Source organism: Pseudomonas sp. PB106 (genome assembly GCF_009764645.1).
In the GTDB taxonomy this organism is placed as follows: Bacteria; Pseudomonadota; Gammaproteobacteria; order Pseudomonadales; family Pseudomonadaceae; genus Aquipseudomonas.
In genome coordinates this window covers 1-23,190 of the sequence record NZ_RWIM01000089.1, presented here as the reverse complement: position 1 = coordinate 23,190, position 23,190 = coordinate 1, and the positions used below count along the sequence as shown (strand labels likewise).

Annotated in this window: 18 protein-coding genes; 7 read left to right on the top strand and 11 right to left on the bottom strand. The window is 60.1% G+C overall.

What is annotated here, in order from left to right:
- Nucleotides 1-169 precede the first annotated feature (169 nt).
- The 5 genes from emhA to EJA71_RS12000 all read left to right on the top strand — a co-directional run bounded on the left by emhA (nt 170) and on the right by EJA71_RS12000 (nt 8,712).
- A complete protein-coding gene (emhA, locus tag EJA71_RS12020; protein ID WP_158957061.1) occupies nt 170-1,327 on the top strand; it encodes an efflux RND transporter periplasmic adaptor subunit EmhA in 1,158 nt (385 codons plus the stop codon).
- 3 nt (nt 1,328-1,330) lie between these two features.
- Nucleotides 1,331-4,480, top strand: coding sequence for an efflux RND transporter permease subunit EmhB (gene emhB / locus EJA71_RS12015; protein ID WP_158957059.1), 3,150 nt, complete (start codon nt 1,331-1,333; stop codon nt 4,478-4,480).
- On the top strand, nt 4,477-5,937 hold the full coding sequence (gene emhC / locus EJA71_RS12010; RefSeq protein ID WP_158957057.1) for an efflux RND transporter outer membrane subunit EmhC: 1,461 nt from the start codon (nt 4,477-4,479) through the stop codon (nt 5,935-5,937). The genes emhB and emhC overlap by 4 nt, the downstream gene beginning before the upstream one ends.
- Before the next feature lie 442 nt (nt 5,938-6,379).
- On the top strand, nt 6,380-7,639 hold the full coding sequence (locus EJA71_RS12005) for an OprD family porin (RefSeq protein ID WP_158957055.1): 1,260 nt from the start codon (nt 6,380-6,382) through the stop codon (nt 7,637-7,639).
- 266 nt (nt 7,640-7,905) lie between these two features.
- Complete coding sequence (locus EJA71_RS12000; RefSeq protein WP_158957053.1) at nt 7,906-8,712, top strand: methyltransferase domain-containing protein; 807 nt, start codon at nt 7,906-7,908, stop codon at nt 8,710-8,712.
- A gap of 131 nt (nt 8,713-8,843) precedes the next feature.
- On the opposite strand, the gene pcaC is transcribed toward EJA71_RS12000, so the two are convergent.
- The 11 genes from pcaC to pcaR form a co-directional block, all read right to left on the bottom strand.
- Nucleotides 8,844-9,236 (bottom strand): 4-carboxymuconolactone decarboxylase, encoded by a 393-nt coding sequence (gene pcaC / locus EJA71_RS11995; RefSeq protein WP_025110738.1) that lies wholly within the window; start codon nt 9,234-9,236, stop codon nt 8,844-8,846.
- A 13-nt stretch (nt 9,237-9,249) separates the two neighbouring features.
- Nucleotides 9,250-10,038 carry a 3-oxoadipate enol-lactonase gene (pcaD, locus tag EJA71_RS11990; RefSeq protein ID WP_158957051.1) on the bottom strand — a complete coding sequence of 263 codons (789 nt, stop codon included), beginning with the start codon at nt 10,036-10,038 and terminating at the stop codon, nt 9,250-9,252.
- Between the two features lie 12 nt (nt 10,039-10,050).
- Nucleotides 10,051-11,415: a 3-carboxy-cis,cis-muconate cycloisomerase gene (locus EJA71_RS11985; RefSeq protein WP_158957049.1), complete on the bottom strand. Its 1,365-nt coding sequence runs from the start codon at nt 11,413-11,415 to the stop codon at nt 10,051-10,053.
- Nucleotides 11,416-11,460: 45 nt separating this feature from the next.
- Nucleotides 11,461-12,756, bottom strand: a complete 1,296-nt coding sequence (locus EJA71_RS11980) for an MFS family transporter (RefSeq protein ID WP_016982813.1) — start codon at nt 12,754-12,756, stop codon at nt 11,461-11,463.
- Nucleotides 12,757-13,019: 263 nt separating this feature from the next.
- Nucleotides 13,020-13,586 (bottom strand): protocatechuate 3,4-dioxygenase subunit alpha, encoded by a 567-nt coding sequence (gene pcaG, locus EJA71_RS11975; protein WP_158957047.1) that lies wholly within the window; start codon nt 13,584-13,586, stop codon nt 13,020-13,022.
- A gap of 1 nt (nt 13,587) precedes the next feature.
- Nucleotides 13,588-14,292 carry a protocatechuate 3,4-dioxygenase subunit beta gene (gene pcaH / locus EJA71_RS11970; protein WP_038358206.1) on the bottom strand — a complete coding sequence of 235 codons (705 nt, stop codon included), beginning with the start codon at nt 14,290-14,292 and terminating at the stop codon, nt 13,588-13,590.
- 36 nt (nt 14,293-14,328) lie between these two features.
- The gene (pcaF, locus tag EJA71_RS11965; RefSeq protein ID WP_178113685.1) at nt 14,329-15,534 is read right to left on the bottom strand and encodes a 3-oxoadipyl-CoA thiolase; all 1,206 of its coding nucleotides are present in this window, start codon (nt 15,532-15,534) and stop codon (nt 14,329-14,331) included.
- Nucleotides 15,531-16,310, bottom strand: coding sequence for a CoA-transferase subunit beta (locus EJA71_RS11960; protein ID WP_158957043.1), 780 nt, complete (start codon nt 16,308-16,310; stop codon nt 15,531-15,533). Before EJA71_RS11960 ends, pcaF begins: the two co-directional genes overlap by 4 nt.
- Nucleotides 16,310-17,167, bottom strand: a complete 858-nt coding sequence (locus tag EJA71_RS11955; protein WP_158957041.1) for a CoA transferase subunit A — start codon at nt 17,165-17,167, stop codon at nt 16,310-16,312. The genes EJA71_RS11960 and EJA71_RS11955 overlap by 1 nt, the downstream gene beginning before the upstream one ends.
- Before the next feature lie 276 nt (nt 17,168-17,443).
- Nucleotides 17,444-18,790, bottom strand: a complete 1,347-nt coding sequence (locus EJA71_RS11950; RefSeq protein WP_158957039.1) for an MFS transporter — start codon at nt 18,788-18,790, stop codon at nt 17,444-17,446.
- 294 nt (nt 18,791-19,084) lie between these two features.
- On the bottom strand, nt 19,085-19,927 hold the full coding sequence (pcaR, locus tag EJA71_RS11945; protein ID WP_007917109.1) for a pca regulon transcriptional regulator PcaR: 843 nt from the start codon (nt 19,925-19,927) through the stop codon (nt 19,085-19,087).
- A gap of 647 nt (nt 19,928-20,574) precedes the next feature.
- Here pcaR and EJA71_RS11940 point away from each other — a divergent pair.
- Both EJA71_RS11940 and EJA71_RS11935 read left to right on the top strand, forming a co-directional pair.
- Nucleotides 20,575-20,775: a hypothetical protein gene (locus EJA71_RS11940; protein ID WP_008080067.1), complete on the top strand. Its 201-nt coding sequence runs from the start codon at nt 20,575-20,577 to the stop codon at nt 20,773-20,775.
- A gap of 373 nt (nt 20,776-21,148) precedes the next feature.
- Nucleotides 21,149-22,624, top strand: a complete 1,476-nt coding sequence (locus tag EJA71_RS11935; protein ID WP_158957037.1) for an inorganic phosphate transporter — start codon at nt 21,149-21,151, stop codon at nt 22,622-22,624.
- Nucleotides 22,625-23,190: the final 566 nt, after the last annotated feature.

Sequence of the window (23,190 nt, the reverse complement as noted above, 5' to 3'; positions counted from 1 at the left end):
TTCAAACCTTGTGACGCGTTTTGTAACAGGGTGGGTACGACACCAAGGTGTTTACAAACAACCATGAACGTAAGTATATTCCTTAGCAAGCTACTTATCCACCCGGCACCCATTTTTTACCCTTACACATTTCTTGTGCGCTATTTGCGCGCCTGACCCGAGGATCTTCATGCAATTCAAGCCAGCTGTTACCGCTCTGGTCACTGCCGTCGCCCTGGCATCGCTGCTCAGCGGATGTAAAAAGGAAGAAGCGGCACCGGCCGCTCCGCCCCCTCAGGTCGGCGTCGTCACCCTGCAACCACAAGCATTTACCCTTACCTCCGAGCTGCCGGGTCGCACCAGTGCGTTCCGCATCGCTGAAGTGCGTCCACAGGTCAACGGCATCATTCTCAAACGTCTGTTCAAGGAAGGCGGCGATGTCAAAGCCGGCCAGCAGCTGTATCAGATCGATCCGTCGGTCTATGAAGCGACCCTGAAAAGCGCCGAAGCCAACCTGCGTTCGACCAAGTCGATCTCCGACCGCTACAAGCAACTGGTCGATGAGCAGGCTGTCAGCCGCCAGGAATACGACACCGCCGTGTCCAACCGCATGGAATCGGAAGCGTCGTTGCAGACCGCGCAGATCAACGTGCGCTACACCAAGGTCTACGCGCCGATTTCCGGTCGCATTGGCCGTTCTTCGGTGACCGAAGGTGCACTGGTCAGCAATGGTCAGGCCGACGCGATGGCGACCATTCAACAACTGGACCCGATCTACGTCGACGTCACCCAGTCCTCGGTTGAACTGCTGGAATTGCGCCGCGAGCTGGAAAGCGGTCGTCTGCAGAAGTCCGGCGAAAACTCGGCAGCGGTCAAACTGACCCTGGAAGACGGCAGCCAGTACAAGCTCGACGGTAAGCTGGAATTCTCCGAAGTCACGGTCGACCCGACTACCGGTTCGGTGACTCTGCGTGCGGTGTTCCCGAACCCGGATCACACCCTGCTGCCGGGCATGTTCGTCCGCGCCCAGTTGCAGGCCGGCGTCAACGCCGCCGCCATTCTGGCGCCGCAGCAAGGCGTGACCCGCGACCTCAAAGGTACCCCGACCGCACTGGTCGTCGGCGCCGACAACAAGGTCGAACTGCGTCAGCTCAAGGCCAGCCGCACCGTCGGCAGCCAGTGGCTGATCGAAGACGGCTTGAAGGCGGGCGACCGTCTGATCACCGAAGGGCTGCAATACGTGCGCCCTGGTGTTGAGGTGAACCCGACCGAAGCCACCAACGTAGGCAAAAAGAACCCGGCCCCCGCTCAGGCAGCTGACAAAGCCGCTGGCGGCAAAGGGGAGTAACTCATGTCAAAATTCTTCATCGACCGTCCGATTTTCGCCTGGGTAATCGCCCTGGTGATCATGCTGGTCGGGGCACTTTCGATCCTGAAATTGCCGATCAACCAATACCCGAGCATTGCGCCACCGGCCATTGCGATCTCCGTGACCTACCCGGGCGCTTCGGCGCAAACCGTGCAGGACACCGTGGTCCAGGTGATCGAGCAGCAGCTCAACGGTATCGACAACCTGCGTTATGTGTCCTCGGAAAGTAACTCCGACGGCAGCATGACCATCACCGCGACCTTCGAGCAAGGCACCAACTCCGACACCGCGCAGGTGCAGGTTCAGAACAAGCTGAACCTCGCCACCCCGCTGTTGCCGCAGGAAGTGCAGCAACAGGGTATCCGCGTGACCAAGGCAGTGAAAAACTTCCTCTTGGTCATCGGCGTGGTATCGCGTGACGGCAGCATGACCAAGGACGACCTGTCCAACTACATCGTGTCGAACATGCAGGATCCGATTTCGCGGACCGCCGGTGTCGGTGACTTCCAGGTCTTCGGTGCCCAGTACGCGATGCGCATCTGGCTCGACCCGGCCAAGTTGAACAAGTACAACCTGACCCCGGGCGATGTCAGCACCGCGATCTCGGCGCAGAACGTCCAGGTGTCTTCCGGTCAGCTCGGCGGTTTGCCGGCTCTGCCTGGCCAGCAACTGAACGCCACGATCATCGGCAAGACCCGTCTGCAGACGGCCGAGCAGTTCAAGGCGATTCTGCTGAAGGTCAACCAGGACGGCTCGCAAGTGCGTGTCGGCGACGTCGCTGACGTCGGTCTGGGCGGTGAAAACTCGAGTATTTCTGCACAGTTCAACGGCAGCCCGGCTTCGGGTCTGGCGGTAAAACTGGCCAACGGTGCCAACGCCCTCGACACCGCGAAAGCGCTGCGCAAGACGATTGACGACCTCAAGCCGTTCTTCCCGCAAGGCATGGAAGTGGTGTTCCCGTACGACACCACCCCGGTGGTGACCGAGTCGATCAAAGGTGTGGTTGAAACCTTGGTCGAAGCGATCGTGCTGGTGTTCCTGGTGATGTTCCTGTTCCTGCAAAACTTCCGCGCCACCGTCATCACCACGATGACCGTGCCGGTGGTATTGCTGGGTACGTTCGGCATCCTCGCGGCGTTCGGCTTCAGCATCAACACCCTGACCATGTTCGGTATGGTGCTGGCCATCGGTTTGCTGGTGGACGACGCCATCGTTGTGGTGGAAAACGTCGAGCGGGTGATGAGCGAAGAAGGCTTGTCACCGAAGGAAGCGACCAAGAAATCCATGGGCCAGATCCAGGGCGCACTGGTCGGTATTGCATTGGTTCTGTCGGCGGTACTGCTGCCGATGGCGTTCTTCAGCGGTTCCACCGGTGTGATCTACAAGCAGTTCTCGATCACCATCGTTTCGGCCATGGCCCTGTCGGTTTTGGTTGCGCTGATCTTCACCCCGGCGCTGTGCGCCACCATGCTCAAGGCGATTCCGAAAGGTGAGCATGGCACGCCGAAGAAGGGTTTCTTTGGCTGGTTCAACCGCAATTTCGACCGTGGTGTGCAGAGCTACGAGCGCGGTGTCGGCAACATGCTGTCGCGCAAAGCGCCGTACCTGCTGGCCTACTTGCTGATCGTGGTCGGCATGATCTGGCTGTTCACCCGCATTCCAACCGCGTTCCTGCCGGAAGAAGACCAAGGCGTACTGTTCGCCCAGGTGCAGACCCCGGCTGGTTCGAGTGCCGAGCGTACTCAAGTGGTTATCGACGAAATGCGTAGCTACCTGCTGGATAAAGAAGCAGGCGCAGTGTCCTCGGTGTTTACCGTGAACGGCTTCAACTTCGCCGGTCGCGGTCAAAGCTCTGGCCTGGCGTTCATCATGCTCAAGCCGTGGGACGAGCGTAACGCGGACAACAGCGTGTTTGCCCTGGCTCAGCGTGCCCAGCAACACTTCTTCAGTTTCCGCGACGCGATGGTGTTCGCTTTCGCCCCGCCCGCAGTACTGGAGCTGGGTAACGCCACCGGTTTCGACGTGTTCCTGCAGGACCGTGCCGGTATCGGTCACGACAAGCTGATGGAGGCGCGTAACCAGTTCCTCGGCCTCGCTGCGCAGAGCAAAGTGCTCTATCAGGTGCGTCCGAACGGCTTGAACGATGAACCGCAATACCACTTGGAAATCGATGACGAGAAAGCCCAAGCCCTCGGTTTGAGCCTCACCGACATCAACAGCACGCTGTCGATCTCCTTCGGTAGTAGCTACGTCAACGACTTCATCGACCGTGGTCGGGTGAAGAAGGTTTACGTGCAAGGTCAGGCCGGTGCTCGCATGAGCCCTGAAGACTTGAAGAAATGGTACGTGCGCAACAACGCCGGGACCATGGTGCCGTTCTCCGCGTTCGCCAAAGGCGAGTGGATCTACGGTTCGCCGAAGCTGGCCCGTTACAACGGCGTGGAAGCGATGGAGGTGCTCGGTTCGCCAGCGCCGGGTTATTCCACCGGTGAAGCAATGGCCGAAGTCGAAGCGATTGCCAAGAAGCTGCCAGCGGGTGTCGGTATCTCCTGGACCGGTCTGTCATACGAGGAGCGTCTGTCCGGCTCGCAAGCGCCAGCGCTGTACGCCCTGTCGCTGCTGATGGTGTTCCTGTGTCTGGCGGCGCTGTACGAGAGCTGGTCAATTCCGATCGCGGTAATGCTCGTGGTGCCGCTGGGGATCATCGGTGCACTCATGGCGACCAGCCTGCGCGGTCTGTCCAACGACGTGTACTTCCAGGTGGGGCTGTTGACGACCATCGGTCTGGCGGCTAAAAACGCCATTCTGATCGTCGAGTTCGCCAAGGAACTGCATGAACAGGGACGCAGCCTGCGTGACGCGGCGATCGAAGCCTGCCGCATGCGTCTGCGCCCGATCATCATGACCTCGCTGGCCTTCGTCCTCGGTGTTGTACCGTTGGCGATTTCCACTGGCGCAGGTTCAGGCAGTCAACATGCGATCGGTACCGGCGTGATTGGCGGTATGCTCACGGCCACGATCCTGGCGATCTTCTGGGTCCCACTGTTCTTCGTTACGGTTTCGTCCATCGGCCAGCGTAAAGTCGCTGACGAGGATGAGACGACTGAAACTCCTAAAGAGGCTGGCCAATGAGCAAGTCGCTACTCTCCATCGCAGTCGCGGCCTTCGTGCTGAGCGGTTGCTCGCTGATACCTGATTATCAGCAGCCTGAGGCTCCGGTCGCAGGTCAGTACCCGCAGGGGCCGGCGTATTCGCCGGCCCAGGCACCGGCGCAGGCCGCTGCCGAGCAGGGCTGGAAGCAGTTTTTCCATGACCCTGCGCTGCAACAGCTGATCCAGGTCTCCCTGGAAAATAACCGCGACCTGCGTGTCGCGGCGCTGAACATCGACGCCTATGCGGCTCAATACCGCATCCAGCGCGCCGACCTGTTCCCGGCGGTGTCGGCTAACGCTGCCGGCAGCCGCCAGCGTCTGCCGGAGCGTGCCTCGCAAACCGGCGAATCGATGATCAGCAGTTCGTATTCCGCCACCGTCGGCATCAGCGCCTACGAGCTCGACCTGTTCGGTCGCGTTCGCAGCCTGAGCGAGCAAGCGTTGCAACAATACTTCGCCACTGAAGAAGCGCGTCGCAGCACCCAGATCAGTCTGGTCGCCAGTGTCGCCAACGCTTACCTGACCTGGCAGGCCGACAAGGAACTGCTCAAGCTGACCCAAGACACCCTCGGTGCCTTCGAAGAAAGCTACAAGCTGACCAGCCGCAGCAACGAAGTCGGTGTGGCTTCGGCGCTGGACCTGGCGCAGTCGCGCACTTCCGTGGAAAATGCCCGGGCCCAACTGGCGCGTTACACCCGCCAGGTGGCGCAGGACGAAAACAGCCTGACCCTGCTGCTCGGCACCGGTATCCCGGCCAATCTGCAAGCGGCCAAACCGCTGTCGGATGACCTGCTCAGCGACGTACCACCGGGGCTGCCTTCGGACCTGCTGCAACGTCGTCCGGACATTCTGCAAGCCGAGTACAACCTGAAAGCGGCCAACGCCAACATCGGCGCGGCCCGTGCCGCGTTCTTCCCGAGCATCAGCCTGACCGCCAACGCGGGCAGCCTGAGCCCGGACCTGTCCGGCCTGTTCAAGGGTGGATCGGGGACATGGCTGTTCGCGCCGCAGATCAACCTGCCGATCTTCAACGCTGGCAGCCTGCGCGCCAGCCTCGATGCCGCCGAGATCCAGAAGGACATCGGCGTGGCGAACTACGAGAAGTCCATTCAAACGGCCTTCCAGGAAGTCGCCGACGGCCTGGCCGCCCGCCAGACCTACACCGAGCAGTTGCAAGCGCAGCGTGACTTCGTTCAGGCCAACCAGGATTACTACCGTCTGGCCGAACGTCGCTATCGCATCGGCGTCGACAGCAACCTGACCTTCCTCGATGCCCAGCGTCAGTTGTTCAGCGCGCAACAAGCGCTGATCACCGACCGCCTCGCGCAGCTGACCAGTGCGGTCAATCTGTACAAGGCCTTGGGCGGCGGCTGGAATGCACAGACCGCGCAGAACGAACCGCTGAAAGAAGAAGCACCGAAGATGAAGTTGTTCTGATCATCATCGAGTGAAAACAAGGAGCCCACCGATTGGTGGGCTTTTTGTTGCCTGCGGAAAAATGCAGGTGTCTGCACTGGCCCCATCGCTGGCAAGCCAGCTCCCACAATGTTCTGTGGTGTACCCACAATTGGGAACGACGCAAAAACCTGTGGGAGCTGGCTTGCCAGCGATGAGGCCCTGAGATCTATCGCAAAATCCTGCTGAATCTTGCGTTCGATAATCGCCCAAAACCCGCTCCACCCAATTGAATCCAAACCTCCGCCCCCCGCACCATTCGATCAACAAAACCAATAACATCAGGTTCGACACCATGCTTCCGCGCCCTGCCCGATCCGGCTGACTACTTTCGTTTCATCCCCTGAAGACCGCTCACATCTGCACCGTAAAAAACGGCCGCAGCCCCCCCGTTCGCCCTAAAAAAACAAGAGAGACCCGAGCCATGACCACCTCCCCTGCGCCTTATGCATTTCCCGGCCTGATCGCTTTGGCCCTGGCCGGCGCGGCGCTGCCCGTTGCCGCTGAAGAAGCCGGCTTCGTCGAAGGTGCCAAGGTCAACCTCAACCTGCGCAACTTCTACATCAACCGCAACTTCACCAACCCGACCAAGGCCCAGGGCAAGGCAGAAGAGTGGACGCAGAACTTCATCCTCGACGCCAAATCCGGCTTCACCCAAGGCACCGTCGGTTTCGGCATGGACGTGCTGGGTTTGTACTCGGTGAAACTCGATGGCGGTAAAGGCACCGGCGGTACGCAGCTGCTGCCGCTGGATCACGATGGCCGCCCGGCAGACAACTTCGGTCGCACCAATGTCGCCTTCAAGGCCAAGCTTTCCCAGACCGAAGTGAAGGTCGGCGAGTGGATGCCGGTGCTGCCGATCCTGCGTTCGGACGATGGCCGCTCGTTGCCGCAAACCTTCCGTGGCGGCCAGATCACCTCGAAGGAAATCGATGGCCTGACCCTCTACGGCGGCCAATTCCGCGCCAACAGCCCGCGCGACGACAGCAGCATGACTGACATGTCGATGACCGGAAAACCCGCGTTCACCTCTGATCGCTTCAACTTTCAGGGCGGCGAATACGTGTTCAACGAAAAGCGCACGCAGATCGGCCTGTGGAACGCTGAACTCAAGGACATCTACAGCCAGCAATACATCAACCTGATCCACAGCCAGCCGTTGGGCGACTGGACGCTGGGCGCCAACCTTGGCTTTTTTTATGGCAAGGACGACGGCAGCGCCCGCGCCGGCGATCTGGACAACAAGACCTGGTCGGGCATGTTCTCGGCCAAATACGGCGGTAACACTTTCTACGTCGGCCTGCAGAAACTCACCGGCGACAGCGCGTGGATGCGCGTCAACGGCACCAGTGGCGGCACCTTGGCCAACGACAGCTATAACGCCAGTTACGACAACGCACAGGAACGTTCCTGGCAACTGCGTCATGACTACAACTTCGCCGCGCTCGGCGTCCCTGGTCTGACCCTGATGAACCGCTACATCAGCGGCGACAACGTGCACACCGGCACCATCACCGACGGCAAGGAATGGGGCCGCGAGTCGGAACTGGGCTACACGGTACAGAGCGGCACGCTCAAGGATCTGAACGTCAGATGGCGCAACTCGACCATGCGTCGTGATTTCAGCAACAACGAGTTCGACGAAAACCGCTTGATCGTCAGCTACCCGATCAGCCTCCTTTAACCCCCCCCTGTAGGCGCTGCCGAAGCCTGCGATCTTTTGACTTTGATCTTAAAAACAAAATCAAAAGATCGCAGGCTTCGGCAGCGCCTACAGGGGTTTTGTGCCATTGGTCAGGAGAAGTGGCGCTTTGTCGGGCCGCGGGTAGAGTGACAAAACCTGAAAGACTCAGGCGCTTCACCCTTCCCGCTTCCGTCGTCGTTGTCGGTCCTCAAGTTGTGCGCCAGGTTGTCATCGGAAGACACCGCCGATCACCGGAGGACGACCTCATGATCACCCGTGTCAAACCAGCACCCGACTGGGACGCCAAGGCGTACCAGCAGTTTTCCCGTCTCAGGCAACGGCCGGTCAACGAATTGCTCGACCGCATCGACCTGCAAAACCCCCAAAGCATCATCGACCTCGGCTGCGGCACCGGCATCGCCACGCAATTGTTGGCCGAGCGCTGGCCACGCGCGCAGTTGCAGGGCATCGACAGTTCCGCGCAGATGCTGGACCGGGCACGGTGCCTGCCAATCAAGGCGTTGTGGCGACACTGCGATGTGCTCGACTGGCAACCGGAACAACCCGCGGATCTGCTGTTCGCCGCCGCCGTGCTGCACTTCATCGATGGCCATGAAACGCTGTTGCCGCACCTGCTGGGCCAGCTCAATCCGGGCGGCTGTCTGGCCGCGCACATGCCAGACTGGCGCGATGCCTTGTGGTATCGGCTGATGCTCGACACCCTCGAAGACGGCGGCCCCAACGGTACGCCATTGGGCACAGCAGAACTGCGTCAGCGCATGGCGGCGCGACCGTTAATGGCGCTGGAGGATTACTACCGGTTGCTCGCGCCGATGACCACGTCGCTGGATATCTGGGAAACCGAGCAGTTGCAGGTGATCGACGGCAAATCGCCGGTGTACGACTGGGTGAAAGTCTCGGCGCTGCGGCCGGTGATGCAGGCGCTGGATTCAGCGCAGCAGGCGCGGTTTATCTATCACTACCTGATGCGCGTGCATGCGCATTATCCGCAGGAGGCAGATGGGCATACGTTGTTTGCGTTCAAGCGGATATTTATTGTGGCCAGCGTCTGATTTGTCGCGGCCACTACCGCTATCGCTGGCAAGCCAGCTCCCACAGGTTTTTCAGGTGTGCACAAAATATGTGTTCGCTGAAAAACCCTGTGGGAGCTGGCTTGCCAGCGATGGCGTCAGCTCAGGCAACGTCACTCGCGGGATTCAACACCCAACTCATCCCAAACCGACTCAGCCAAATGAAACGTCGCATTCGCCGCCGGTATCCCGCAGTAAATCGCGCTCTGCATGATCACTTCCTTGATCTCGCCCCGGCTCACCCCATTATTCGCCGCCGCGCGCAAATGCAGTTTCAGCTCACCTTCGCGGTTCATGCCGATCAGCATGGCGATGGTGATCAAACTGCGGGTGTGCCGAGGCAAGCCCGGACGCGTCCAGATATCGCCCCAGGCGTGCCGGGTGATCATTTCCTGAAACTCCGAGTTGAACTCGGTCAGCGTGGTCAGGCTGCGATCGACATGCGCATCGCCGAGCACCGCGCGGCGCACTTGCATACCGTCGTCGTAACGTTGTTTCTCGTCCACGAAAATCCCCTTATCAGGCGTTCAGAAACGCCAACACACGATCACTGAAATCCGCGCCAGCCTGCACGTTGGACAGGTGCGCCGCATAGAACTCGGCGTATTCCGCGCCACGCACGTGCTCTTGAATGAAATGCCCACCGGACGGCGGCGTCACCGCATCTTCGGTGCCGGCAATCACCAGCAACGGCACATTGATCGAGGCCAGTTGTTCACGGAAATCGGCATCACGCACCGCCGCGCAATTGGCCGCGTAACCTTCAGGTGAAGTGGCCGCGAGCATGTCGGTAATCTGCTTGGCCGCCGCCGGATGGGCAGCGGAAAAGTCAGGGGTAAACCAACGGGCAATCGACGCATCACGCAGCGCAACCATCGCTGCCGCACCATCGCGCAGCACGGTTTCGATGCGGGGATTCCACACCGACGGATCGCCGATTTTTGCCGCCGTGTTGCAGACGATCAGCTTGTGCAGACGATGCCCGGCGTTGATCCCCAGCCATTGGCCGATCAAGCCACCCATCGACAATCCGCAGAAATGCGCTTGCTCGATGTGCAATGCATCCAGCAGACCAAGGACGTCGTGACCGAGTTGTTCGATGCTATACGGCCCCGGCGTCACCAGCGATTGACCATGGCCACGGGTGTCGAAACGCAACACGCGAAAATGCTCGGTGAACGCCGGCATCTGCGCGTCCCACATGTGCAGATCGGTGCCCAGCGAGTTGGACAGCACCAGCACCGGTGCATCGACCGGGCCCTCGATTTGATAGTGCAGTTCGCCATCGGCGAGTTGAACGAAAGCCACAGCCCTCTCCTTTCAGACAGACAATGCATTGTGTTCGGCCACCGCACGCTCGACCCAGGTTTTCGCCTGACCGAGGTAATGGGCGGGGTTCAAAAGATGATCCAGTTCAGCGCTGCTCAGTTCAGCGGTGACTCGCGGTTCGTCACCAAGCACAGCGCGTAAATGACGCTGCTCTGCCACTGCACGTTTGCAGCATTGCTCCAGCAGGTGATGCGCAGTGTCGCGGCCAACCCGTTGCGCGAGGACGATGCTCACCGCTTCGGCGAGCACCAGCCCTTGGGTCAATTCGAGGTTGCGCGCCATGCGTGCGGCGTCCACTTCGAGTCCATCGGCCAACAAGCGAGCCTGTTGCAGCGAACCCGACACCAGGCAGCAAATCTCCGGCAGGGTTTCCCATTCGGCATGCCACAAGCCGAGGCTACGTTCGTGCTCCTGCGGCATCACGCTGAACAGCGTCGAGACCAGCCCTGGCACCCGCGTCGCCGCGCCGATCAACACCGCCGCACCCACCGGATTGCGTTTGTGCGGCATGGTCGACGAGCCACCCTTGCCCGGCGCCGATGGCTCAAAAACCTCCGCCGCTTCGGTCTGCATCAACAGACTGATGTCGCGGCCAAATTTGCCGAGGCTACCGGCGATCAGACCGAGCACCGCGCCGAACTCCACCACGCGATCACGCTGGGTGTGCCACGGCTGTTCCGGCAAAGTCAGTTGCAGTTCTTCAGCCAGTGCTTCGGCAATCGGCAGGGCCTGTTCGCCAAGTGCCGCGAGCGTTCCCGATGCGCCGCCAAATTGCAGCACAAGCAAACGCGGCTTGAGTTCGCGCAGACGCTGACGGCTGCGCGTGACAGCCCCCAACCACCCGGCGATTTTCATGCCCAGAGTCACCGGCGTCGCGTGTTGCAGCCAAGTGCGTCCGGCCAGCGGCGTGGCGGCATGACGTTGCGCCTGGGTCGCGAGGGATTCGGCCAGTTGCGCCAGATCGCTTTCAATCAATTCCAGCGCCTGACGCAATTGCAGCACCAGCCCGGAATCCATCACGTCCTGACTGGTTGCGCCCAAATGCACATAACGCTCGGCTTCGGCATCGGTGGCGGCAATCTGCTTGCCCAACGCCTTGACCAGCGGAATCGCCGAATTCCCAGCCGTGGCAATCGCCTCGCCCAGCGCTGCGAAGTCATACAGATCAGCGCTGCAAGCCGCCGCAATCGGCGCCACCGCCGAAGCCGGAATCAACCCGACCCGCGCCTCGGCCCGGGCCAACGCGGCTTCGAAGTCGAGCATCGCCTGCACACGGCCCTGATCGCAGAACACTTCGCGCATATCGCGGGCAGTGAAGTAGGCATCGAACAATTGATTGCCCGGTCGCTGAGTCATAAAAATCCTTGCCGGCGCGGGCCATCACGGCCCGCGCGCATCGGGTTAGAGATCGTGGTGCAAGTACGCCGCTTGTTTCGGCAAGCGCAGGCTGAACAGGAACGCGATTGCCATCATCGCCGTCACGTACCAGTAGAAGGAATTTTCCATGCCGATGTTCTTCAGGCTCAGGGCGACGAATTCCGCCGAACCACCGAAGATCGCATTCGCCACCGCGTAGGCCAGACCAACGCCGAGGGCGCGGACTTCCGGCGGGAACATTTCAGCTTTCACCAGGCCGCTGATCGAGGTGTAGAAACTGACGATCGCCAGCGCCACGGTGATCAGCACAAATGCGAGGAACGGGCTGCTGACGCTTTTCAGGCTCAACAGAATCGGCACGGTGAACAGCGTACCCAGCGCGCCAAACCACAACATCGAATTACGTCGGCCGATCTTGTCGGCGAGCATGCCGAACAGCGGCTGCATACACATATAAAGGAACAGCGCGCCGGTCATGATGTAGCTGGCGGTCTTGGCGTGCATGCCGGCGGTGTTGACCAGATATTTCTGCATGTACGTGGTGAAGGTGTAGAAAATCAACGAGCCACCGGCGGTGTAACCGAGCACGGTGATGAACGCGGCTTTGTGATCGCGGAACAGCGCGCTGATGCTACCGGCGTCTTTGTGCGCGCGGGTTTCCTTGTTGGTGGTTTCTTTCAAGCTGCGACGCAGGAACAGCGAGATCAGCGCCGCCACCGCACCGACCACAAACGGAATCCGCCAGCCGTAGGCGCGCAGGTCTTCTTCGGTGAGGAATTGCTGCAGGATCACCACCAGCGACACCGCCAGCAGTTGCCCGCCGATCAGGGTCACGTACTGGAACGAGGCGAAAAATCCGCGCTGGCCCTTGAGCGCGACTTCGCTCATGTAGGTGGCAGTGGTGCCGTACTCGCCGCCAACCGACAGGCCTTGCAGCAGACGCGCGAACAACAACAGGACCGGCGCCCAGACGCCGATATCTTTATAGGTCGGCAAGCAGGCGATCAACAACGAGCCGAAGCACATCATCAGAATCGAGATGAGCATCGAGTTCTTGCGCCCGTGCTTGTCGGCGACCCGACCGAAAATCCAGCCGCCAATCGGGCGCATCAGGAAACCGGCAGCGAACACGCCGGCGGTGTTGACCAGTTGCACGGTGGGGTTGTCGGAGGGGAAAAACGCCGGGGCAAAATAGATCGCGCAAAACGCATAGACGTAGAAGTCGAACCATTCGACGAGGTTGCCGGACGAGGCGCCGACAATGGCAAAGATGCGCTTGCTGCGCTCTTCACCGGTGTAATGGGAGGTGGTGGTTGTCATTGTTTTTCACTCGATAGGGACAGTGAGAGTCTAGACATACTTTGCAACAGTCCCGTTCCACAAGGCGAAACATCCAAAGATCGCAGCCTTCGGCAGCTCCTACATGGGTCTGCATTCCCCTGCTGATCGTTCCCACGCTCTGCGTGGTAACGCATCCGGTGACGCTCCGCGTCACAGTGGACGCGGAGCGTCCATGGCGGCATTCCCACGCAGAGCGTGGGAATGATCATGTAGGAGCTGCCGCAGGCTGCGATCTTTTGATCTCAATAATCGAAGAACACCGTCTCGGCATCGGTGCCCTGCAGAATCACATCCCACTGATAAACACCCGACGCATCCTTCTTCGCCAGCAACGTACTGCGACGCTCGGCTGGCACACATTCCAGCAACGGATCATCAACGTTCGCCGGCTCGCCTTCAAAATAAATCCGCGTCAGCAGGTGCTTGACCAAACCACGGGCAAACACCAGCACCACCAAGTGCGGCGCCTGGGTCGAGCCTTTGAGGCCCTCTACGGTGCCTGGTTTGATCGTGGTGAAACGGAAACGCCCTTCAGCGTCCACCGGCACCCGGCCAAAGCCTTCGAAATTCGGATCGAGCGGTTTGTCCTGCTCGTCTTCCGGGTGGTCGTATTTGCCGGCGGCGTTGGCCTGCCAGACTTCGAGCATGGCGTCGTTGACGACATCGCCATTGCCATCCACCACTTGCCCGGTGATCGCCACGCGCTCGCCGAGGGTTTGTTCGACGGTGAGGTCTTCGCGGTTCAGCCAGGTCAGGCCGATGTGGTAATACGGCCCGACGGTGTGGGACGTGGTCGCAGTCAGCGTCATCTTATTTCTCCATCGGCGTGGCTTCACGCCCGCGCAGCACGATGTCCCAACGATAACCGAGGGCGTAGGACGGAATGGTTTTTTCCAGATCGAAACTGGCGATCAGGCGTTCCTTGGCCGAGGTGTCCGGCACACAGTTGTAGATCGGGTCGTAGGCCAGCAGCGGGTCGCCCGGGAAATACATTTGCGTGACCAGTCGCGTCAGGATGCTCGGCCCGAACAGCGAAAAGTGGATGTGCGCCGGACGCCAGGCGTTGTGGTGGTTGCCCCACGGATAGGCGCCGGGCTTGATGGTCTGGAACTGATACCAGCCGTCAGCATCGGTGACGGTGCGGCCGGTGCCGGTGAAGTTGGGGTCCAGCGGCGCGTCGTGCAGGTCGCGCTTGTGGTTGTAGCGGCCGGCGGCGTTGGCCTGCCAGATCTCCACCAGAATCCCCGGCACCGGCAGACCGTTTTCGTCCAGTACACGACCGTGAACGATGATGCGTTCGCCTTGCGGCTCGCCTTCATGCTGAGCGGTCAGGTCGTTATCGGTATCGCCTACACGCTCGGCGCCGATGGTCGGCCCGGTGATTTCCGACAGCGAGTGCGGCAGAAACACCAACGGCTTCGACGGCGAACGCAGGTTGGTGGATTGATACGTCGGGTGCAGGTACTCAGGCTGAGTGCCTTCCTGCGGACGACGGTAACCAGGCTTGTCAGACATGTCGCTTTCCTCTGTTCTTTTTCTTCACGGCTTGCGTCAGACGCGTTCGATGGCCAGGGCCAGACCTTGGCCGACACCGACACACATGGTCGCCAGACCTTTCTTGCCGCCGGTCTTTTCCAGCTGATGCAGCGCGGTCAGCACCAGACGCGCACCGCTCATGCCCAACGGGTGGCCGAGAGCAATCGCCCCGCCGTTCGGGTTGACCTGTGCGGCGTCATCCGCCAGACCCAGTTCTCGCAGCACCGCCAAGCCTTGGCTGGCAAACGCTTCGTTGAGTTCGATCACGTCGAAATCGCTGACCGCGACGCCGAGACGCTCGATCAACTTGCGCACCGCCGGCACTGGGCCGATGCCCATCACTCGCGGGGCCACACCGGCGCTGGCCATGCCGAGCACTTTGGCGCGGGCGGTCAGGCCATGTTTTTTCACCGCTTCGGCGGAAGCGAGAATCAGCGCGGCGGCACCGTCGTTGACGCCGGAAGCATTGCCGGCAGTAACGGTTTTATCCGGACCGTTGACCGGTTTCAACTTGGTCAACGCTTCAATCGTGGTATCGGCACGCGGATGTTCGTCCTGGCTGACCACGGTTTCGCCCTTCTTGTGGGCGATCCGCACTTCGACGATTTCTTCAGCGAAGTAGCCGGCAGCCTGCGCGGCGGCGGTACGTTGCTGACTGCGCAGGGCGAAAGCGTCCTGATCGGCGCGCGACACTTTATAGTCGTCGGCGACGTTGTCGGCGGTCTGCGGCATGGCGTCGACGCCGTATTGCGCCTTCATCAGCGGGTTGATGAAACGCCAGCCGATGGTGGTGTCTTCGAGCTTCATGTTGCGCGAGAACGCTGCGTCAGCCTTGCCCATCACGAACGGTGCGCGGGACATCGACTCGACGCCACCGGCAATCGCCAGCTCCATCTCGCCGCTGGCGATGGCGCGAAATGCGGTGCCGATCGCGTCCATGCCCGAAGCGCAGAGACGATTGAGGGTCACGCCCGGTACGGTTTCCGGCAGGCCCGCCAGCAGCAGCGCCATGCGCGCAACGTTACGGTTGTCCTCGCCGGCCTGGTTAGCGCAGCCGAGGAAAACTTCATCGATGGCGTTCCAGTCCACCGAGGGATTGCGCTCCATCAGGGCTTTGATGGGCACAGCGGCCAGGTCATCGGCGCGGACCGCGGACAATCCGCCGCCGAAACGGCCGATCGGCGTGCGTATCGCGTCGCAGATATAAACGTCACGCATCATGCTTCTCCCGGTGCCTGGCCGTGGGCGGCGGCGGTGCGCGCTTCGAGATCGCGCAACGCAGTCAGCTCGACTTCAGTCGGCTCAGCGGTGGTTTCGACGCTGTCAGCAAAACGAATCGCCCAACCGGTGGCCGCAACCACTTGCTCGCGGGTTACGCCCGGGTGCAGTGCGGTGACCACGAATTCGTGGGTGCCCTCTTCCGGTTCCATGATGCACAGGTCGGTGATGATGCCGACCGGTCCGGCGCCCGGCAGGCCCAGACGTTTGCGTGAATCGCCACCCTCGCCGTGACCGACCGAGGTGATGAAATCGAGCTTGTCGACAAACGAACGCGCCGACTGTTTAAGGATGATCAACACGCTTTTCGCCGAACCGGCAATTTCCGGCGCGCCACCGGCACCCGGCAGACGGACTTTCGGCGAGAAGTAATCGCCGACCACGGTGGTGTTGATGTTGCCGAAACGGTCGACCTGCGCAGCACCGAGAAAACCGACGTCGATGCGTCCGCCCTGCAACCAATAGCGAAAAATCTCACCGGTCGGTACGACGGTGTCGGCGGTTTCCGCCAGCTCTCCGTCACCGATGGACAGCGGCAATACGCTCGGCTTGGCGCCAATCGGGCCCGATTCGTAGATCAGTACCACGTCAGGCGAAGAAGTCAGTCGCGCGAGGTTGGCGGCTTTCGACGGCAGGCCGATGCCGACGAAGCACACCGAGCCGTTCTTCAGGCGACGGGCCGCCGCGACGGTCATCATTTCATTGGTGGTGTAAGTCATTACTTGGCCTCCGAAGCAGCGGCCAACTTGGCCTGAAACTCGCTGAAGTCAGCGCAGCCATGGATGTATTCGTTGATCCATGCGGTAAACGTCTCACGGTCGCGGGCGATCGGATCCCACGCCTGATAGAAACGATTGTCACGCTCGTTGTAACCGTGGGCGTAGGACGGATGTGCGCCACCGGGCACATGGCAGACCGCGCTCAAGGCCCAGGTCGGCAATACACAAGAGTTCATCGGCGCGTTGAGATCGTCGACGATTTCTTCAACAGTGACGATGCAGCGTTTGGCCGCGAGAGCCGCTTCTTTCTGCACGCCGAGAATGCCCCACAGCAAAACGTTGCCCTTGCGGTCGGCTTTCTGCGCGTGGATCACGGTCACATCGGGACGCACCGACGGCACAGCGGCCAGCACTTCACCGGTGAACGGGCAGGTCACGGTTTTGATCAGCGGATTGACCTTCGGCAGATCGGAACCGGCGTAGGCACGCAACACTGCAAACGGTAGGCCGGAGGCGCCGGCGACGTAGGCATTCGCCAGGTCGGCGTGGCTGTGTTCTTCGATTTCCAGCGGGTGCGGCCATTGCTTCTCGACAGCGTCGCGCAGACGGTGCAGCGAACCCACGCCTGGGTTGCCGCCCCAGGAGAAAATCAGTTTGCGGGCGCAACCGGCGCCGATCAGTTGGTCGTAGATCAGGTCAGGCGTCATCCGCACCAGTGTCAGATCTTTCTTGCCCTGACGAATGATTTCATGACCCGCAGCTGTCGGAATCAAGTGAGTGAAGCCTTCGAGTGCGACGGTGTCGCCGTCGTTGACGAATTGCTTCACCGCGTCGTGCAGCGAAAGGATCTCAGCCATGGAGCGGGCTCCTGTTTTTGTAATGAATCGCCAGTGATAAAAAGGCGCGAGGTTCAGCGCCGGAGTCACTGCAGATTAAGCCTGGGAAAATCGCCAAACAATCCGATAATCGACTGAGTGTTCGTTTATCGAACAGATTGTTGTTTGCCTAACAATGATCGTTCCCACGCTCCGCGTGGGAATGCAGTCCGGGACGCTCCGCGTCCCAAAGGCGGACGCTCCGCGTCCAATGAGGCGTTCCCACGCAGAGCGTGGGAACGATCATGCGCACGAAACTCAGGTCGCATCCGCATGGCTGACCATGCCTTTGATCAACACCGCCGCCGTCGCCAACCCCGCCGGAATCACCAACGCCGTCAGCACCTGCTCGAAATTCCAGCCCAGGCCCAACAACGTCGCGCCCATCCACGCGCCGAGAATCGCACCAAAGCGGCCAATCCCGAGCATCCACGACACGCCAGTCGCCCGCCCTTGGGTCGGATAGAACCGCGCCGCCAGCGACGGCATCGCCGATTGCGCACCGTTCACACACATCCCGGCCACCAGCACCAAGGTCGCCAGCAAGGTGATATTGCCCAGGCTCTGCCCCACCGCGTAGGCAAACACCCCGGCCAGCAGGTAGAAAATGCCGATGACCTTGTGCGGATTGAAGCGATCCATCGCCCATCCCACAGCCACCGCGCTCAAAACCCCGCCGAACTGGAACAATGCGCCGATAAACGCGGCTTGCTCCATGCTCGCGCCGCTGTCACGCATCAGCGTCGGCAGCCAACTGGTCAGCAGGTAAACAATCACCAGGCCCATGAAATAGGTCAGCCACAGCAGCAAAGTGCCCGTGCTGTAAGTGCCGGAGAAGATCACCGCAAAGACGTTGCGCGCCTTGACGGTTTTCTGTTCCGGCACGCTGAAGCTCGAGGCTTGGGCGACGGTGACCGGATCGATCGGCGCCAGGGTCTTGCGCACTTTGTCTGCGCCACGGTTACGCACGACGAGGTAGCGCGCCGATTCCGGTAGCCAGAACAGCAGCACCACGGCGAGGATCAGCGGCAGAATCCCGCCGATCATCAGCAGACTGTGCCAGCCGAATGCCGGGATCAGCTTGGCGGAAATGAACCCGCCGCCAGCCATGCCGAGGTTGAAGCCGCAGAACATGCTGGTCACCAGCAGCGACTTCTTGCGCTCCGGGGTGTATTCCGAGAGCAGCGTGGTGGCGTTCGGCATCCCCGCGCCCAGACCCAGGCCGGTGAGGAAGCGCAGCACCAGCAGTTGTTCAACGTTGGAGCTATACGCCGACGCGAGGCTGAAAGCACCGAACAGAACCACGGCACCGACGAGTACGACTTTTCGCCCAAAGCGGTCAGCCAAAGGGCCGGAACCGAGTGCGCCAAAGACCATGCCGATCAACGCGGCGCTCATCACCGGGCCGAGGCTGGCGCGGTCGATGCCCCAGTCCTGCGACAGCGCCGGGGCAATGAAGCCCATCGCGGCGGTGTCGAGGCCATCGAGGAACACAATCAGGAAACACAGAATCACCACCCGCCATTGATAGCGCGAGATCGGTTGGGCATTGATGAAGGTCTGCACGTCGAGGCAGTTACCCACAGCGGACTGAGGCTGGTTCATTATTTTTATTCCACGCAAAAAACGCAGTCGAACGGCGGCCGGCCAGAGGGCGGCACAGCTACAAGAATAGAAGGTTGGAATCAGGCGTTGCGGTGAACCCGGCAACAGCGGTGAAAGCGGAGACAGTCGGGGAGCGTGCGCATGGTGAGTTGCCTCTTGTCATTATTATGGGAGTCGACAATCCGGCAGGCTCATTCACAACAGCGCCGGATGACGCTGCCGCGACATTAATGATCCGAGGGTTTTAGCGTCAATTCGATAAACGCAACACTGTGCGTTTATCGAACAGCTTCCTCAGGCGAACAACTGCGCGCTGAGGTCGCGACTGGCGCTGAGCAGGCCCGGCAGAAAGCGTTGCTCCAGCTCGGTACGGCTGACGCGACCGGCGTGGGTGCTGACGTTGAGCGCTGCGACCACTTGGCCCGAGGCGTCGTAAACCGGCACGGCGATCGAGCGCAGACCTTGCTCCAGTTCCTGATCGACGATGCACCAGCCCTGCTGCCGCACTTCCTGCAGGCACTCGAGCAACGCATCGGGGGTATGGATCGTGCGACTGGTCTTGGCGACCAGTTCGGCGTGATCGAGGTATTCGCGCAGCGACGTGTCGTCCAGTGCTGCGAGCAGAATCCGCCCCATGGAGGTGCAATACGCCGGCAAACGTCCACCCACGGACAGATCGACCGAAATCAGCCGCTGCGTGGTGGCCGATCGCGCGATGTAGAGAATGTCGTCGCCCTCGAGCGTGGCCATGTTGCAGGCTTCGTGCAATTGCTCGCTCATGCGGTCGAGGTAGGGCTGCGCGGACACGGCCAAAGGCGTTGAAGATAAATAGGCGTGGCCCAGGGTCAGCACTTTTGGCAGCAATGAATAGGTGCGGCCATCGGTGGTGGCGTAGCCGAGTTTGATCAAGGTGTGCAGGCAACGGCGCACGGCAGCGCGGGGAATTTCCGTGCGGTGGCTGATCTGCGCGATGGTCAGATGGCGTTTGCGCTCCTGAAAAGCCTGCACCACGGCCAGGCCACGGGCCAGCGAGGTCATGAAATCAGGGTCGCCGGTCAGCGCCTGAATCCGCTTGGCTGGCGAGGCGACGATCGGCGGCGCCACGGAGGTGAAGGAGTTGCGCATTTGATCGTTCATTTCTTGTCCTTATATCCGGCACGGATCAATGGCTATACAAACGGCTCGCAGGCCGATGCACAAGCAGCGGGCCACCAACATTGGGCGATTATCGAACCGTCGCCCGATAATCGCAATCGCACTGCCCTGCCTCACTCTGCCATTTGAGACGTTTGTGCAACTTTTCGGCAATCTTGACCAAGATTTAGTTGATCGACTAAATGGCGCCAAAAACAAAGCACGGGCAAGTAAACGTTTGCCTGCACTTGAACTACTCAGGAAAGTTGCGAGTAACAAAACAATCACACATCCCGAACCGTTTTTAACTTGGCAAAGATAGTCATTCCTGAATCGACCGCTATAATGCGTTCAGTGGGGCCGCGTTGTTAATCGCCGTGGTCGCCACCTGCTGACGCGATGTCCATCGCCGACAGCCCCGGCCAGCGCCTGACACTCATCATCCATGTAACGCCAGCGCTTGCTGAAACAGGACACTGAAGCTGCGTCAGTTTTAATCTGGTGCTGCAGCCGCCTGTAACACGGAAGTCTTGATCGCCCACCGATGCGCTCGATGCCTGTTAAGGCGTTGCGCTTTGATCGGGTTCGTTCAATCGATTCGTTGCAGAGCGTGTCACCAGACATTTAACTCAACTCAAACAGGTAGCACTGTGACGAAAGACGAACTGCGCGCGGAACTTGAGCGCCAGGAACAACGTTACAAGGAAGTTTACGGCGGGGAAGTCACCACCTACGCCGCTCAGCCAGAACCGGAACGCAAGGCATGGCGCAAGCGCCCTACTGTTCAGGATCAGGTTTTCAAGCAGGAAATCGAAAAGATCGAGAAGGAACTCAAAGCCGAAGAGCCATAAGCCCGGTTTTGATCGGTTTTCAGGGTCAATGTGCGCATTGCGGACAAACGCGATGTGACGCCCATGCCTTGCGCGCCCGCTACCCGCGGGCAGCGGCTATCTCCTCGTCCTACAGGGCGAAGAGGTGCTTCCTACAGGTTTCACAGATATTTCAGACAAGTGTTTGAGCCTTACACGCGCCTGAAAAAACGCCTGTCAAAAATGTACTTTCCCAACAAAATCAATGAGTTGAAAAACCCTGCACGACACTGGGTTTTAACGCGCTGCAACAAATTAAATGAAATAAGAGTGTTACCGATGAGCAGGGAGGGCATCGATTTCCAGTCTTTTCTGGCATAATCGCGCCCCCTTACGACCGGGTCAGAAAACCTTCATGATCGATTTATTCAGCGGATTGGATGCTTGGGTGCTTGTGAGCCTCTTGCTCGCCCTGACGTTTGTCCTCGCCTTCGAGTTCATCAATGGATTTCATGACACCGCTAACGCGGTAGCCACTGTTATCTACACCAAAGCCATGCCGCCTCACCTGGCGGTGTTTTTCTCCGGTGTGTTCAATTTCCTCGGCGTGCTGCTGGGCGGCGTTGGCGTGGCGTATGCCATTGTCCACTTGCTGCCGGTTGAGCTGCTGATCAATGTGAACACCGGCCATGGCCTGGCGATGGTGTTCTCGTTGCTCGCCGCGGCAATCGCCTGGAACCTTGGCACCTGGTACTTCGGTATCCCGGCGTCCAGCTCGCACACGCTGATCGGTTCGATCCTCGGTGTCGGCCTGGCCAACGCCCTGATCAACGACATTCCGTTGGCAGATGGCGTGAACTGGCAGAAAGCGATCGATATCGGTGCCTCGTTGGTGTTCTCGCCAATGGCCGGTTTTCTGATCGCCGCGCTGATCCTGATCGGTCTGAAATGGTGGCGCCCACTGTCGAAAATGCACAAGACGCCGGAACAGCGCCGCAAGCTTGACGACAAGAAGCATCCACCGTTCTGGAACCGTCTGGTCCTGGTCATCTCGGCCATGGCCGTGAGCTTCGTGCACGGCTCCAACGATGGTCAGAAAGGCATCGGCCTGATCATGCTGGTGCTGATCGGTATCGTCCCGGCACAGTTCGTTCTCGACCTGAACAGTACGACCTACCAGATCGAACGCACCCGCGACGCGACCCTGCACCTGAGCCAGTTCTACCAGCGCAATGCCGATTCGCTGGGTGAATTCCTGGCCCTGGGCAAAAGCGTAGAAGGCGACCTGCCGGAGAAATTCCGCTGCAACCCGCAGCAGACCGAACCGACCATTTCCGCCCTGCTACACACCCTTAAAGGTGTAGCGGACTACCACTCGCTGTCGTCCGATAGCCGCATCGAAGTGCGTCGCTACCTGCTGTGCCTGGATGACACCGCGAAGAAGGTTGGCAAGCTGCCTGGCCTGGAACCGCGTGAAAAGGCTGACCTCGACAAGCTGCGCAAGGACCTGACCACCACCACTGAATACGCCCCGTTCTGGGTGATTCTGGCGGTTGCCCTGGCCTTGGGCCTCGGCACCATGGTTGGCTGGAAGCGTGTGGTGCTGACCATCGGCGAGAAGATCGGCAAGCAAGGCATGACCTATTCCCAAGGCATGTCGGCGCAGATCACCACTGCCAGTTTGATTGGCCTGGCCAACATCTTCAGCCTGCCGGTGTCGACCACTCACGTGCTGTCTTCGGGCGTGGCGGGCACCATGGTCGCCAACAAGAGCGGCCTGCAGGGTGGCACGGTTCGTACGATTCTGTTGGCGTGGGTGTTGACCCTGCCGGCGACTGTTGCGCTGTCGGCTGGGTTGTTCTGGCTGGCTTCGAAGGCTTTGGGTAGTTGATAGATAGCTGAATTGAGAAAGGCGCGATTCGTGAGGATGGCGCCTTTTTTTTGTTTGGAGTTGGAGTTGGGTTTGGGGGGGCAGATCCGTTGCTGCGGTAACGGCTTCTTAGGGTTCCGCCCTTACGGCGGGTCACTTTTTCCAAACGCCCGGAATGCCGGCCCAGAAAAAAGTAACCAAAAAGGCTTCCCCCGGCGTACGGCACTTCGCTGAGGCTCAGTGTTCCCTCGCTACGATGTCCATCCGGGGGCATCGCCTACGGTTTGCTTCGCTGCACCTCCTCTCGATGTATGCGGCTGCGCCGCACGGTCGCTGCGCTCCCACCCCCTGATGAACACCTCCGCTCGGCCTGCCGAAGGGGCAAAAGATCAAAAGCCACATCAAAAGCCACATCAAAAGCCACATCAAAAGCCACATCAAAAGCCACATCAAAAGCCACATCAAAAGCCACATCAAAAGCCAAAGCCAAAGCCAAAGCCAAAGCCAAAGCCAAAGCCAAAGCCAAAGCCAAAGCCAAAGCCAAAGCCAAAGCAGATCAAAAGATCGCAGCCTTCGGCAGCTCCTAC

Bases quoted from the DNA above. Each gene is read 5' to 3' on its own strand.
- pcaF (WP_178113685.1), bottom strand. From the start codon at position 15,534: ATGATGCGTGACGTTTATATCTGCGACGCGATACGCACGCCGATCGGC.
- EJA71_RS12000 (WP_158957053.1), top strand. From the start codon at position 7,906: ATGATCACCCGTGTCAAACCAGCACCCGACTGGGACGCCAAGGCGTAC.
- pcaR (WP_007917109.1), bottom strand. From the start codon at position 19,927: ATGAACGATCAAATGCGCAACTCCTTCACCTCCGTGGCGCCGCCGATC.
- emhB (WP_158957059.1), top strand. From the start codon at position 1,331: ATGTCAAAATTCTTCATCGACCGTCCGATTTTCGCCTGGGTAATCGCC.
- emhA (WP_158957061.1), top strand. From the start codon at position 170: ATGCAATTCAAGCCAGCTGTTACCGCTCTGGTCACTGCCGTCGCCCTG.
- EJA71_RS11960 (WP_158957043.1), bottom strand. From the start codon at position 16,310: ATGACTTACACCACCAATGAAATGATGACCGTCGCGGCGGCCCGTCGC.
- pcaH (WP_038358206.1), bottom strand. From the start codon at position 14,292: ATGTCTGACAAGCCTGGTTACCGTCGTCCGCAGGAAGGCACTCAGCCT.
- EJA71_RS11985 (WP_158957049.1), bottom strand. From the start codon at position 11,415: ATGACTCAGCGACCGGGCAATCAATTGTTCGATGCCTACTTCACTGCC.
- EJA71_RS11955 (WP_158957041.1), bottom strand. From the start codon at position 17,167: ATGGCTGAGATCCTTTCGCTGCACGACGCGGTGAAGCAATTCGTCAAC.
- emhC (WP_158957057.1), top strand. From the start codon at position 4,477: ATGAGCAAGTCGCTACTCTCCATCGCAGTCGCGGCCTTCGTGCTGAGC.
- EJA71_RS11950 (WP_158957039.1), bottom strand. From the start codon at position 18,790: ATGAACCAGCCTCAGTCCGCTGTGGGTAACTGCCTCGACGTGCAGACC.
- EJA71_RS11935 (WP_158957037.1), top strand. From the start codon at position 21,149: ATGATCGATTTATTCAGCGGATTGGATGCTTGGGTGCTTGTGAGCCTC.
- EJA71_RS12005 (WP_158957055.1), top strand. From the start codon at position 6,380: ATGACCACCTCCCCTGCGCCTTATGCATTTCCCGGCCTGATCGCTTTG.
- pcaG (WP_158957047.1), bottom strand. From the start codon at position 13,586: ATGACGCTGACTGCGACCACGTCCCACACCGTCGGGCCGTATTACCAC.
- EJA71_RS11980 (WP_016982813.1), bottom strand. From the start codon at position 12,756: ATGACAACCACCACCTCCCATTACACCGGTGAAGAGCGCAGCAAGCGC.